This is a genomic window from Rickettsia rhipicephali str. 3-7-female6-CWPP (genome assembly GCF_000284075.1).
Taxonomy (GTDB): domain Bacteria; phylum Pseudomonadota; class Alphaproteobacteria; order Rickettsiales; family Rickettsiaceae; genus Rickettsia; species Rickettsia rickettsii.
The window spans coordinates 842,113-855,172 of the sequence record NC_017042.1; the positions used below are offsets into that span (position 1 = coordinate 842,113).

Here is a 13,060-nt window from a genome sequence, read left to right on the forward strand (position 1 = left end):
CACTCATAGACGGGAATGACATTTATACCATCCATAATACAAAGGAATACCAAAGATAGTAAAAGAACTAGCTATAATCAGAGTTTTAACAGGTGTTTCATAGATAACCCATGCACAAAAGATAATCGATATTATAGCTATAAGTAAATAATAATAAGAAAAATTTTTTTTTGAGCTAAAAATTACCTTTAAGAAAGCTAAGCTACAAATTAAATAGATGAATAAGAATGTTATTGCCGAGAAATCTATTATTTGTGTAATCTGTTTGGCAAAATTATCATTTACCGTAAAGACTAATAACGGCACAATGCCAAGGCAGCTTACAATAATTCCGTGAGTTGGAGCATTATTGCTATTTTTCTTAGCAAAAAATTTTGGTAATAAACCGTCTTCTGCAAGCCCAAGAGCTATCTGTCCGCTAGTTAGCACCCAAGCATTGAGCGTACCTATACATATAATCGAGGCTATAACCGTAATTACGATTGACCATTTACCTCCGAATAATAATGAAGCGGCATTGGCATAAGGAGCTTTAGCACTAATAAGTTCAGAAGCAGGGATTAAGCCCATTATACCTATGCTATTAATAATATATAACACTGCTACGCAAAAAGTTCCAACTATTATGGCTCGTGGAATGGTTTTTGCCGGATCTTTTACCGCACCTGCCGTGGTAGTTGCACATTCTACACCGATAAATCCCCAAAAAGTAAGAAGTGCAACTCTTCCCATAATGCTCGGAATGCTTAAATTCTCTACTTCCTCGGCAATAGTTATATTATCTATATTAAAATGTGATAAAGCACATAAACCTACTACAAGCAATGGAACAAATTTTAAGAGAGTTAAATAAAACTCTGCTTTTCCTGCTACTTCAGGACCTTTTAAATTTAAAACCATAATAGCACCTAATAATATGATCTGTAATATTAAGTCTAAAACCGCTTGTGATTTAAAAAAAGGCGTTAGATAACCTATTGCCGAAATGACTACTATACTTGTACTGACAAAGGATATAACCCAGTAAGTCCAACCGGTGAAAAAAGCTATTTTATCCCCGAAATTTTCCCGTACATAAACGTGCGGACCTCCTGTTTTAGGAAATTTTGCACAAAGGGTAGAAAATACAAGTGCTATACTCATAGCACCGAATAATGAAAGTACCCAGCCCCAAATGCTGTATATACCGAACGGTGCTAAACTTAACGGCAATATAAAAACGCTAGTACCGATTTGACTGCCGGTTACTAAGGCAAAAACCTCCCAGAAACCTAATTTTTGTGACATATTAATCTAATTTAAAGCAACAGCTTTAAAATAGCTGAAATAATGATTTTTAGCAATAGTTAAAACTACTATAATTATTTTACTCTTGATTTCTAAACAAAAGATTGATAGCTTTTTAAGCTATCAAAAATAATCTTAGGAGTTAATATGCCAAATCGCACCGCTAAAGTTTATACAGTGAAATCAGGAGATGCTTTATCAAAAATTTCATAAAATTATGGTACTCCTGTTCAGGATTTAGTTAAATATAATAATATACGCGATCCTAATCATATCGCAGTAGGCTGGGGATTTCATTATTCGGTGATTTGTATGATTTTTCTTAAAATAAAGCTATTGGTGTAATAGTCAACTGCAATTGACTTTTTATGGATGTGCTGTAATTGCTAGAATAGTGATATTATCTTTGTTTGGTCCATAATACCAAAAAATTCTATAAGCAGCAGGAGTATTATTTTCAGCATAAGCTTCAAATATTTCTTCTCCGTTATGTCCTTTAACAGATTTATATTTTATGGGTATTTAAACTAGGATGACGAGGATTTGCCTGTATAGGATATGCCAGTGTTTTTTACTGCTTTTAAACGTTTTTCTAATCCTTTATTATTTTCGAGTTCTTCCAAATCTTTACTAGCTTGAATAGTAAAAAGAATTTTAAAAGTCATCATCTAAATATTTACTGAAATCTTCTATAAATTTAACTTGCCCTTTAGCGGAATCTTTAATACCGTTATTTAATTGCGTTAAAGCTTTTTTGTAATTAAATAGCCAACTTTCTTTTAAAGGTATTTCCGTATAGGGTTCTAAAATAATTTGTCCTTTTTTACTATTAACAATAACGTGAAAACTACTTACTCCTTTAGCTAATTTACCAAGTGTTATTCTTCCTTTCGTATTACCTAAAAAACAATTACCATTAGGGTTTTCATAGAATACAATTTCATTATCCATGCCCACTAGTATCTTTTCCTCCTACAATATGACTATTTTTCAAATCATATATTTTCATAGAAAAACAAAAGTACGAAAACATTTTTGCGAATATCTCTTGAAAAGTAGAGGCTGCTCTTAAATCAAAACCTATATTTTCTACCTTCTCTGCAATAATAGAGAAAGGGACGCCTTGATTATTAAATTTAAGATTTCCTCCAACAACAGCAATTTTTTATCAGAATCCAAACTTTTAATATTACTGACATTTAAAACATATTCAGCAGATTCTAAACCATCAACTTTAATATTATAAACCGAATATCCATACTCTTGCTCAATCTTTATCCCCTCTATATTATCACGGTCATGTACTTTATTACCTTGAATTATTTTGATTCCATGCTCATTTTCTTCTGTATTAAGCGGAGAAAAGAAATCAATTCTTTCCTCTAGTTCTTTATATTTTAAAACCTTTATTGATTTTAAAGTGTGACACGCTAAAAGATTTGCCGCAGCCGCAATTAGCTTTTTCGTTGGGATTGGTGAAAGTGAATTGGGATTTGAATTTAGTCTCTACATAGTCCATTTTAGAACCTAGAATATACATTAATGCCTTTGGGTCGATTAGTATCCGTACGCCCTTTTCTTCAACTACTTCATCGAATTGATTTTTACTATCGGCATATTCCACGTAATAAGTCTGACCGGCACAACCGCCTGACTTAACCCCTACCCTAATACCAAAGGTAGGCTTGGCGCGTTTTGCTATGAGCAATTTTACTTGCTTTGCAGCAGAAGCGGTTAATGAAATAACATTTTTCATGTTTTAAGAGTCTTTTTTGCTTTCTTTTTTCTGTTTGTAATCGGCTATAGCTGCTTTTATTGCATCTTCAGCAAGTAATGAGCAATGTAATTTTACCGGTGGAAGTGACAATTCTTTTGCTATTTCGGTATTTTTAATAGTCTCGGCATCTTCTACCGATCTTCCTTTAACCCACTCCGTTACTAAAGAACTTGAAGCAATAGCTGAACCGCAGCCGAATGTTTTAAATTTAGCATCTGTAATAATCCCGTCATCATCAACTGCGATTTGTAACTTCATAACGTCACCGCAAGCAGGAGCTCCAACTAGTCCTGTACCAACATTTTTATTTTCTTTATCAAGCGATCCAACATTACGAGGATTTTCATAATGATCTATCACTTTTTTGCTATAAGCCATTGTTATTCTCTAAAATTTGGTTTTGTATGTTATACTTGCGTGAATACCTGAGCCATCATTGCGAGAAAAAACTGCAAGTTTTGACGAAGCAATCTCAGGATATTTTGACAAGATTGCCACGCAGCCTACGGCTGCTCGCAATGACGATATTCTCAATGTACAGCCCATTTAATCTTTTTCAAATCAATTCCCTCTTGCATCATTTCCCAAAGAGGACTTAATTCCCTTAGTTTATCGATTTTTGAGCATATTAAATTTACTGCGTAGTCAACTTCCTGCTCGGTAGTAAATCTACCTATGCCGAACCTAATTGCAGTATGGGCAAGCTCTTCACCGATTCCCATAGAACGTAAAACATATGACGGCTCTAAAGAGGCAGAAGTACAAGCAGAACCGGAGGAAACCGCTAAATCTTTAATGGCAAGGATAATGGATTCTCCTTCAACTCCGGCAAAGCTTAAATTTAAATTACCTTTATATCTTTGATTTTTATCGCCGTTTAAATACACTTCTGAAATTCGCTTATGTATATTATTTAAAAATCTGTCGAATAAGTAATTTACATGCTTAGTATCTTTTTCCATCTCACTATACGCTATTTCAGCAGCCATGCCAAGCCCTACGATTAAAGGAGTCGGTAGCGTACCTGAACGCATACCTCTCTCCTGCCCGCCACCGTTTATGAGCGGTGTAACACGCACACGAGGTTTTTTCCTTACATATAATGCCCCTATTCCTTTCGGACCGTAAATTTTATGCCCTGAGATACTGGCAAGATCAATATTAAACTCGTTAACATCAATTGGAATTTTACCAAAACCTTGAGCAATATCGGAATGAAAAAAAACGCCCTTTTCACGGCAAATTTTCCCGATTTCCTTTAAAGGCTGAACAACACCTATTTCATTATTAACCACCATAACTGAAACTAACATAGTCTGATCGGTAATGGCATTTTTTAGAGTTTCTAAATCGATTATTCCATTTGGCTTAATCGGTAAGTATGTGATTTTTATACCTTCTTGCTCTAAATGCCTGCAAGCATCAAGTACGCATTTATGTTCACTGACTACGGTAATAATATGATTCTTTTTATTACTGTAAAATTTTGCTATTCCCTTTATTGCAAGGTTGTTAGACTCAGTTGCACCGGAAGTGAAAATAATTTCTTTAGTATCCGCTCCTATTAACTTTGCTACCATACTCCTTGCCTCTTCAACGGCGTTTTCTGCCTCCCAACCGAAAGAATGGCTGCGTGAATGAGGATTGCCGAACTTGGTAGTAAAATAAGGCAACATTGCCTCCATTACTCTTGGATCTATTGGAGTCGTCGCCTGATAATCCATATATATCGGTAAGGTTAATTTGTTTAATTGTGGGTTCATATGGTTAAATTAATTCATGTTTTGGTATAGTTTAAACAGTCATCGATGTCATTCCTGCGGAAGCGGGAATGACATAAACGGAGCCGTGCAACAACGTCGCTTTTAGCTAGGAATGACATCGTAAATCTCCTCAAAAACCTCTATAAAAGCCTCTATATCACTTACCGTATTAGTATGGCTTAAAGATATCCTAATCGAAGATTTTGCTTCTTCTTCCCCTACACCCATATTGGTTAATACATACGATTTAGATATTTTTCCCGATGAACAAGCAGAACCGGAACTTACGCAAATATTATGTAAATCAAATCCGATTAATTTCGCTTGTGCATCCGTATTTGGTATAGTAATTAAGGTAGTATTAGGCAACCTAGCTACGTTATTACTAACAATATTTACATTAGGATATTTTTTAAATTTTTTCTCTAAATTTTCTTGTAACTTTTTGATTTTTATATAATTTTCTGAGATATTGTCTGTCCTCAATGCAGAAGCTAAACCAAATCCTGCAATTGCTAAAACATTTTCAGTGCCTGAGCGTACTGATTTTTCCTGCCCTCCTCCTATAATCATTGGAGTAACTTGAAAATTACAGCTAGAAATTAAAGCAGCACCACCCTGCCCCCCTCCTATTTTATGCCCTGAAATTGTAGCAAAATCTAATCCTAATGCTTTGATATTTATTGGTATTCTGCCAAAACCTTGCACTAAATCGCTATGAAATTTTGCCTCATATTTTTTAGTTATTTTACCTATCTCAGCTATATCTTGTAAAACTCCGCTTTCATTATTAGCCATTATTACGGAAACAAGTTTTTTACTAGTATTACTTTGAGCTAACAACTCTTCTAAATGTTCTAAATCAACTAACCCTTGCGTATTAACTCTTATAACTTTAATATTTGGAGCGTAGTTTATATGGTTATAGATCGATAAATGTTCAATAGCTGAAATAAAAATATCGCTGTCATAAAAATTTTTCATTATTAAATTATTACCTTCAGTCCCTGATGAAGTAAAAGTAATATCATATTCTCTAGATGATAAGGTTATACCAAGAGCCGCCGCTATTTGTGCACGTGCCGTTTCTATGAGATTCTTAGCAAATCTACCTGAGCTATGTGCTGATGAAGGGTTAAGTTCCTTGTCCATTAAACTTATTATGAATTCCTTAACTCTAGGGTCGATAAAAGTAGTAGCATTATGGTCTAAATATATCATATATTTAAATTTGAGTTTAAAGCATCTTTAATTGAGATATTTTCAAAATAATCTCTAATATGCTTACCAAGACCTTGCCATAATTTATGCGAATTACATTTTATTGTATCAGGCACGCAAGTTTTAACTGACTTCTTATAGCAGGTAGTCATTATAAAATTTTCGTTAACGGCGTCCATAATATCGGAAATTTTTATTTCTTCTAGGTTACCTATTAAAATATACCCACCTTTTGATCCTCTAATAGCCTTAACTAGATCAGCGTTTTTAAGTTTAGAAAATATCTGCTCTAAATAGTTAAGCGATATATTTTGTTTTACGGACATTTCATTCAAAGTGACCGGTTCGGCACTTGATTTTGAAGCCATTTCAAGTATTGCCATTACGGCATATCTGCCTTTCGTCGTCAGCATCATATAACCAACCTATTAAAACTTAAAATTGTTTAATATCTACAATACCCAAGTAATTTAGTCAAGTATATAATTATATTATTTAATAAAAAATTAGCTTGTTAATATAAACTAAAATTTAATTGTGTAGAAAGAAGTAGAAAAGAAGGAGAGAATATTATTATAAATTAAGTGATTAATCCAACATTACATAGGAACGTTGTTGCATGGTGCAAAAAACACCTTCGATGTCATTCCTAGCTAGAAGCGGGAATCCAAAATTGCTTTGTCATCATCCCGCAAGCTTGTAGCGGGACCCAACTTAAATATTAGTACTTTAAATTATTTTTATGGTCCCAGTGGTCAAGCGCACTAGGTGACATAGTGGGTTTTACCAATCCACGCAACAATGCCAGAGTATGAAATTTAGCTGGATTCCTGCTTTCGCAGGAATAACATTTAATTATAAATAGTTAATTACACGCCCTCTGTTTGTTCTATTTCTAGCTTTAGGTTTTGAAGAAGCAGCAATATTTTTTAAATTAGCTTGATAGTTTTTAATTTTCTCTATTCTTTCCTCTCTTAGTGTTTCATAATGAGTTTTAGCATTTTTTCCGAAACCTACTTTGGTTTCCATATTTTTTACAAAATCAGTAACAAGTATTCGTGGATGCCCTTGAATATCGATTTGACAATTTTTATCTAAAGCACCGGGCATAGTTTCTTGTATTTTTTTTACAGCACGGTACATATCTAAAACTTCAGGTTGATAATGACCGCTATTATTACGAAGGTAATCAATTTTTCCCCTATCATTTATACCTATAACTCCTGCTGCTTCCGCAGGCTTTCCACTTAAAAATGAACCATGAACAAGATTTTTAGTATTTGGCAAATATTGATTTTTATGAGTACCCATATAAATTTGTTCCATCATCTCCCATTACAAATGCTTGAACATTATTCATGCTTTTACTTTTTTTACAGATAGTAGAAGCTACTTTACCATTAGCATCAAGTAATCTTTGAGAGGAGATATCATAGAATAATTGGTGATTTTTTTCCTCTGGTCCTATACGTAATATTTCAAATTCATGCCCATCCCATATTTGTTTACCTTGAGCTATTTCTTGAAGATGATGTTCTGCAAGTTTTGGATTTGGATGAACTACTTTAACTCTTACAGAATCTACTATAGCATCGTTTAATTTTCCTAACTCATGTTCCGGTATTAAAGCATGCTTAAATTTCTTTATTAATCTATTCCAATTATCTCTAGCTCTAGTTTTTGGATCTCTAAAAGGTGTATCAATATTTCTTCCGGCATCTCCCACTAGATAAACTTTCTTATCTTTTTGGACTCAGTTATCTTTGTATAAAGGCACTCCTTCTTGATTTATAAGTGGACCTTTTCTTTCAATAGCCGCTAATTGACCATCCTTATAAAGGATAATTTTTCATTACTTAGTCCAAACTTTGCATTAATTTGTATTTTACCCTGATGATTTAAATTACCAATACCGATACCGGATACCGTCAATATCTGCAATTTGAATATCTCTATTTTTATCAACAAAATTTTAACAATAAAAACTTTTATTTTTTTAATAATAGGCTGTTTTTTTAGTAAATTGAAATCACATATTATATGACAACTGATTTTTCTTATATATAGTGCGATAGGTTCTTGTTAATTTGCCAAATAGCGACAAATACTAAACAAGTTGTAAACATTTGTAGTAGCTGTAATAATATGCTTAATTCCGGTATTAATATAATAATAATCGGTTGTAATATTATCGGGACTCCGCTTGAAAACATTACTAGCCTTATAGAAGTTTGTATTGAAGTTTTAGTAGTAAGTAAATTAGCTAAGCTATATACTAACAAAACTATAATACTTCTCTCTAATAAGAATGTTACAAACCAAAATAATATAATAGCCGGCATACCGAAATAAATAAATAAATTTGGTACATATAATAAATTATCGGCAAAATATTTTTTTATTATTTCAGGAGTTAAAATTACTTCATTTTGCTTGAATATCTCAGAATAGTTAACAGTACTTGGGAAATTTTTCTTAGTATTGGCTACAATTAAATTTATCTTCAGCTTATTCTCTTCAAGTACAAACGGTATTTTGCTTTTTTCTTTGTTAGAAACTTGATTTTTTGTATCAATGACGACTATTTTATTATTATTCTTGCTATATAAATATATAGGCTCTACTTCTTCAACTGAAATGTTTGAATTATTATATTTAATTTCCGGTAATTGATTGATAATATATTCAATGTTGGCTGTAACTTTTGATGATTGTATTCCGTTAAAATAATCTTTTAAAGTTATTATGTAATTTAATATAAAAATACAATAAATTATTGATGGGATAAAAGATAAGGTAAATACATATCTTATTCCATACCCTTGATAGTTTTTATATACGTCTTTATAAAACTCTATAGAGCTAATTGATAAACGTAATTGACGGAGTAATGCATTTAATCCTCCTAATATAAATGATAATAAATACATGTATAAGTAATTTATTTAAGTTTTTCAACCTCTTCCTTCTTTAATCCGGTTGAGGTAGCTATTAAATCAGTTTTTACACCGGCTTTGATTAAATTTTTGGCTATATTAATTGTGATTTAAGTATTTTTTCTATTTTTTTGACCAAGTTTGGTCAAAGTGTAGAATAAAATTAACTCTATATAATCAATCCTTATATTAACCTCAGCACATATAGGTAAAAGGTCCGCTATTTCTTACCATCTCTTTAACAAATCTCGTGTATGAATGTGCTTCATAAAAAATTATAAAATTCCGGACCAAGTATTTTCTGTCAATTTTTCATCAGGAATTTCATGAACATTAATTAGCTGATAATCATTAATCCAAGTAGCTTTTACTAATTCACTATTTTCAAATAATTCCCATAAATTTAAAGGAGCAGTATATTTTTGTATGCCATTATAAAACACTAACGGATATATGAAAAGAAATTTTGTGTTTTTTAGTACTTTCTATGATATCCAGCAATATTTAACACATATACCTAAATAACCGAAAAGCCATATAATAGTGTGTGACACGAGGTTGTATCAAAGAATTGTAAGACATGTGAAAGTTAAAATGGATACTACAATATATGATCCGGCATATAAGAAATATTTTGAAAAGCGTGAGCCGACTCAAAAGAAACTCATCACATGTGCATTAGTTTCATAATAAAACGCTCCATTGAATGGGAGTAAGGTGACACACAACCAAATAGCTCTGGGGGTCTAACAAGGTTTGAGCTGTGTGTGGGAAAACCAGCATACACGATTCTGAGGAGAGTGGCAATTGCTGCTTATCTGATTTTACATTTATTAAGGTGTCAGAAGAGATTAACATTAGACAATATTACTATTTTCACCCTTTTCATCCTGCACGTAAAAATCGTTTTTTTTCATTGCAATATATCATCACGGTTTGTATATAAAGATTCAATAAATAAAATAGAGTCCTTTAAAGCTAGTTGCACAGCTATATTGTCCTTATTTCTGTAGCTTTAGGAAGCCCAAATTCTTTAACTACATTACCTAATTCTTTTATATTAGCTCGAAATTTAGTGTAATAAGAATTTGATATAGGTGTTTTTGATTTATTATTTCGTTTCTACGTTCTTGTGTTTTAATAATAGCTATTTTCTTTAAGTTATCGTCTAAATCTTCCATTCCAATTTTATTGCGAATAATATCGTTTATACTAATTACTTTATTTCCATGCTTTCTCTCACGCCTTGCTGCTACTTATACTGCAAGCCAAATCTGTTAATATATCTATTAAGAAACTTTGCGTTATTAAATCTATATCTTTTGCTAATATTTTTATTATACCCTCTTGCTCATTAATATTATTTTTAAATATTTTAGTTTCAGCAATACAGCAAACATTTATGATATTTTTTATATTCCAATAAAATGCATTACAGTAATCATATAATAATGGGCTTTCTTGTGCTAAACTTTCAATTTCTCTAAAGATTTCTGCTTTTTGTATTGTTCCACTAGCTTTTAGTGTTTTATTGTGGCTATCTATCTTAAATTTCATAGGCATCTAATCTTTTATTTGCCCCGGCATCTAGTAATTTTAAATTACTGGTTTTTCACCTTATTTTTACATCTTGAATTATTTCACTTGCAAACTTCAGCTTACTACTATGTTTAAATATCTGTTTTTCTTCTTCAGGCTTAAGCTTTTCATTCTTAATAAAGCAATCACATTGTTCTTGAGCTGCTAATTCGTTAAATAGTTGCCCTCTTAGTTCTGTGTTAATTTCTGCTGGATAAATAGTGGCTATTTTCTTTTATATTCGGTAATTCGTTAAAACTCGCAATAAACCATTCTATTACTTCAAGGATTTTTACTTTTTGCATATTCTTGAGTGATGTAATCGGTTATTGTGTGTAGAGTGGTGTTTGCCTTTGTGTGTAAATCTTCATCAAATTGGAATGCTTCAATTTTAATTAAGTAAATTATTTTTAATAATTCATTAAATTGTTTATGACCTCCTTTATTAACTAACATTACTTTTAATATTTCAATTAAATTCCAAGCAGCTTCATACTTAGCATATCTGTCAACATAAGGGTCACTGAGTATATCTTTGAACACTTTAAATGCTTCTTCTGCCGGTTTTACCTTGCCTAATTCAACTAAACTTAAAGCAGACTCGGATTTAATAATATAGTCAGAATTACTAAACAGATTTTTCAGTATTTTAGATGCGTCATGTGATACATTGGGGTTTATTTGTATTATCCAACCTAGGATTTTGGCGATTGTGAATTCAATATAATTACTAGGGTTATTAAGTAGTGTATTCAATATTTTTAATGTCTCTTGGGCTAAACTAGGATTTTATACGTATTGTTTCAGTTAAGCTCCAAATAACTACAATTTTGACTTCGTTGCTGGAATCGTTTAATACTTCTTTCAATATACTAAATATTGCTAATGTTAAACTTTGGTACAATATATATTAAATCTAAGCTTAAAACAGCCGTAGCCTTAATATAAATATTAGAATCATTTAGTAGATCTTGCAGGGTATTTAAAGCTTCTTGTTCATGCATTACACTTAGCATTTCAGTTAAGCTTCGAGTAGCTTGATATAAAATTTCATTATTAGGGTTACCAAATAGTTATTCTGATTTTAAACATTGCACAGTATCAAATTTGACATAATTAGCATTATGGATTAGTGTTTTCAATATGTTCAATGCTTCTTTTACTAAACTAGGCTTTGCTTTTACTATTTCAACTAAAACTGAAACTGCCTCGAACTTGAATTTTTCTATAGGATCATTAAATAATTTTTGCAGTGCATTAAATGCCTTGGGTGCTATAATTAGGTGTTGTATTTACTATCTTAACTAAGCTTTTAGTAACTAAAAGTATTTATTGTATAATTTTTTTACCTGATTTAATATTTTTATATCTAAATTAGGCATAATATTAATTATTTCAATCAATATTATATTTACATATTCATTTAATACCTTTTTATTTAATAACGGTATTATTTTTTTAAGCTTTCCTGTAATACTGTCTGATCTATCGTCTCATCTAATATTTGGGCTAATTTTTGTAACATCTTTAATTTCTAATAGGCTTGTTAACTTCTTATAAATTTTCGTTTTACTGCCCCATTCATTTCTATTGGCTAATCCTGTGATGATTCCTATAACTGTTTTAAATTCTTGAGGATCAGGTTTTTTGTTTTGTAATTTTTCACTTACTGTTTTAACAATCGCTTCCGATAAATAACCGTTGTCTATTATATGTTGTTCCCAACCCGTAATATCTTTTAGCACAACTTCATCTATTAAATTTTGTATTTGTTTTAAATTCGGTATTCTACTATCAAATTTCCCGTTAATTTTGCTTTGAGCTAATAAAAGCATTAAGAGTATAATCTTTCTTTCAATCCCTAATTCTAATATCCTATTAACATTACATGTTACAGCTTCCCAAAATATTTCTGTTAACTCTTGTTTGTTATCATTACTAACTATTCCAGCTAGAACCTTCAGTCATTAAATATTTCGGTTCGTTTCTATGCTTACCTATAAAGCTCGCTGCTTTGTGTTTTGTATTATTATCTGTTAACTGATTTTTTAAATAACATGCTGCTAAAAATTCTTGAATAGTTAAGTGAATAAATTGATAATTACTTCCTTCTCTTTTTAATCATCCTTGTTCTATAACTTCATCTTTATTTTTATATTTATTTTGGGTTTTTTCCAGATGCCTATTATTAAGCCAGTTTATTATTTTACTATATAAACGACTTATATTAAAATCTTCATCGCTGTTTTTGTGAAACTGATCCCTTATATCTTGATCACTCCAAACCAAACATATTAATGCAGTATTGATAGGAACTTCACATATTTCTTTTCTATTTGGCTATGAGTATTCAAAAAGCTTTTTAATTGCACTCCTAGCTCTTTATCATACTCAAAATTTTTATGTACATATTGCTGCTCTATTCCCTCTAGCCTGTATTGTCTACTTTCCGCGCAAACCTGTTACGCATTTCTTCTACAACCGCATTAGGTCTAGAA

The 13,060-nt window shown here is 31.4% G+C and carries 16 protein-coding genes and 1 pseudogene; 1 reads left to right on the top strand and 16 read right to left on the bottom strand.

The features are described from left to right. Window positions 1–3: 3 nt before the first annotated feature. Entirely contained in the window at window positions 4–1,287 is a 1,284-nt protein-coding gene (locus MCC_RS04620; protein WP_014408743.1) for an APC family permease, read from the bottom strand. Window positions 1,288–1,434: 147 nt separating this feature from the next. On the opposite strand from MCC_RS04620, the pseudogene MCC_RS11205 reads away from it, so the two are divergent. Further along, a pseudogene (locus MCC_RS11205) lies at window positions 1,435–1,613 on the top strand (LysM peptidoglycan-binding domain-containing protein). A 328-nt stretch (window positions 1,614–1,941) separates the two neighbouring features. Here the strand turns inward: MCC_RS11205 and MCC_RS04625 are convergent. The 15 genes from MCC_RS04625 to MCC_RS07255 form a co-directional block, all read right to left on the bottom strand. Next, a complete protein-coding gene (locus MCC_RS04625) occupies window positions 1,942–2,238 on the bottom strand; it encodes a hypothetical protein (protein WP_014408745.1) in 297 nt (98 codons plus the stop codon). 439 nt (window positions 2,239–2,677) lie between these two features. Beyond that, window positions 2,678–3,043, bottom strand: coding sequence for an iron-sulfur cluster assembly accessory protein (locus tag MCC_RS04630; protein WP_014408746.1), 366 nt, complete (start codon window positions 3,041–3,043; stop codon window positions 2,678–2,680). A 3-nt stretch (window positions 3,044–3,046) separates the two neighbouring features. Continuing rightward, entirely contained in the window at window positions 3,047–3,442 is a 396-nt protein-coding gene (gene iscU / locus MCC_RS04635) for a Fe-S cluster assembly scaffold IscU (RefSeq protein ID WP_010977348.1), read from the bottom strand. A 152-nt stretch (window positions 3,443–3,594) separates the two neighbouring features. Next, window positions 3,595–4,827: an IscS subfamily cysteine desulfurase gene (locus MCC_RS04640; RefSeq protein ID WP_014408747.1), complete on the bottom strand. Its 1,233-nt coding sequence runs from the start codon at window positions 4,825–4,827 to the stop codon at window positions 3,595–3,597. A gap of 102 nt (window positions 4,828–4,929) precedes the next feature. Then, window positions 4,930–6,048: a cysteine desulfurase family protein gene (locus MCC_RS04645; RefSeq protein ID WP_014408748.1), complete on the bottom strand. Its 1,119-nt coding sequence runs from the start codon at window positions 6,046–6,048 to the stop codon at window positions 4,930–4,932. Then, entirely contained in the window at window positions 6,045–6,464 is a 420-nt protein-coding gene (locus MCC_RS04650; RefSeq protein ID WP_014365701.1) for a Fe-S cluster assembly transcription factor, read from the bottom strand. The genes MCC_RS04645 and MCC_RS04650 overlap by 4 nt, the downstream gene beginning before the upstream one ends. Window positions 6,465–6,903: 439 nt before the next feature. Continuing rightward, window positions 6,904–7,158 (bottom strand): hypothetical protein, encoded by a 255-nt coding sequence (locus MCC_RS11210; RefSeq protein WP_041405430.1) that lies wholly within the window; start codon window positions 7,156–7,158, stop codon window positions 6,904–6,906. A 187-nt stretch (window positions 7,159–7,345) separates the two neighbouring features. After that, complete coding sequence (locus MCC_RS08170) at window positions 7,346–7,774, bottom strand: hypothetical protein (RefSeq protein ID WP_014408750.1); 429 nt, start codon at window positions 7,772–7,774, stop codon at window positions 7,346–7,348. Between the two features lie 331 nt (window positions 7,775–8,105). After that, window positions 8,106–8,978, bottom strand: coding sequence for a DUF1189 family protein (locus MCC_RS04670; RefSeq protein ID WP_041405431.1), 873 nt, complete (start codon window positions 8,976–8,978; stop codon window positions 8,106–8,108). Between the two features lie 281 nt (window positions 8,979–9,259). Continuing rightward, window positions 9,260–9,427, bottom strand: a complete 168-nt coding sequence (locus tag MCC_RS10440) for an Rpn family recombination-promoting nuclease/putative transposase (protein WP_014120874.1) — start codon at window positions 9,425–9,427, stop codon at window positions 9,260–9,262. A 796-nt stretch (window positions 9,428–10,223) separates the two neighbouring features. Then, a complete protein-coding gene (locus MCC_RS10445; protein ID WP_231288663.1) occupies window positions 10,224–10,541 on the bottom strand; it encodes a hypothetical protein in 318 nt (105 codons plus the stop codon). Window positions 10,542–10,844: 303 nt separating this feature from the next. Continuing rightward, entirely contained in the window at window positions 10,845–11,318 is a 474-nt protein-coding gene (locus tag MCC_RS04685) for a hypothetical protein (protein ID WP_014408754.1), read from the bottom strand. Between the two features lie 116 nt (window positions 11,319–11,434). Then, window positions 11,435–11,578, bottom strand: a complete 144-nt coding sequence (locus MCC_RS09550) for a hypothetical protein (RefSeq protein ID WP_014408755.1) — start codon at window positions 11,576–11,578, stop codon at window positions 11,435–11,437. Between the two features lie 477 nt (window positions 11,579–12,055). Further along, window positions 12,056–12,397, bottom strand: a complete 342-nt coding sequence (locus MCC_RS04690) for a hypothetical protein (RefSeq protein WP_014408756.1) — start codon at window positions 12,395–12,397, stop codon at window positions 12,056–12,058. Between the two features lie 286 nt (window positions 12,398–12,683). Beyond that, window positions 12,684–12,851 carry a hypothetical protein gene (locus MCC_RS07255; RefSeq protein ID WP_014408757.1) on the bottom strand — a complete coding sequence of 56 codons (168 nt, stop codon included), beginning with the start codon at window positions 12,849–12,851 and terminating at the stop codon, window positions 12,684–12,686. Window positions 12,852–13,060: the final 209 nt, after the last annotated feature.

Bases quoted from the DNA above. Each gene is read 5' to 3' on its own strand.
- MCC_RS04620 (WP_014408743.1), bottom strand. From the start codon at position 1,287: ATGTCACAAAAATTAGGTTTCTGGGAGGTTTTTGCCTTAGTAACCGGC.
- MCC_RS04625 (WP_014408745.1), bottom strand. From the start codon at position 2,238: ATGGATAATGAAATTGTATTCTATGAAAACCCTAATGGTAATTGTTTT.
- MCC_RS04630 (WP_014408746.1), bottom strand. From the start codon at position 3,043: ATGAAAAATGTTATTTCATTAACCGCTTCTGCTGCAAAGCAAGTAAAA.
- iscU (WP_010977348.1), bottom strand. From the start codon at position 3,442: ATGGCTTATAGCAAAAAAGTGATAGATCATTATGAAAATCCTCGTAAT.
- MCC_RS04640 (WP_014408747.1), bottom strand. From the start codon at position 4,827: ATGAACCCACAATTAAACAAATTAACCTTACCGATATATATGGATTAT.
- MCC_RS04645 (WP_014408748.1), bottom strand. From the start codon at position 6,048: ATGATATATTTAGACCATAATGCTACTACTTTTATCGACCCTAGAGTT.
- MCC_RS04650 (WP_014365701.1), bottom strand. From the start codon at position 6,464: ATGATGCTGACGACGAAAGGCAGATATGCCGTAATGGCAATACTTGAA.
- MCC_RS11210 (WP_041405430.1), bottom strand. From the start codon at position 7,158: ATGCCCGGTGCTTTAGATAAAAATTGTCAAATCGATATTCAAGGGCAT.
- MCC_RS04670 (WP_041405431.1), bottom strand. From the start codon at position 8,978: ATGTATTTATTATCATTTATATTAGGAGGATTAAATGCATTACTCCGT.
- MCC_RS10445 (WP_231288663.1), bottom strand. From the start codon at position 10,541: ATGAAATTTAAGATAGATAGCCACAATAAAACACTAAAAGCTAGTGGA.
- MCC_RS09550 (WP_014408755.1), bottom strand. From the start codon at position 11,578: ATGCTAAGTGTAATGCATGAACAAGAAGCTTTAAATACCCTGCAAGAT.
- MCC_RS04690 (WP_014408756.1), bottom strand. From the start codon at position 12,397: ATGCTTTTATTAGCTCAAAGCAAAATTAACGGGAAATTTGATAGTAGA.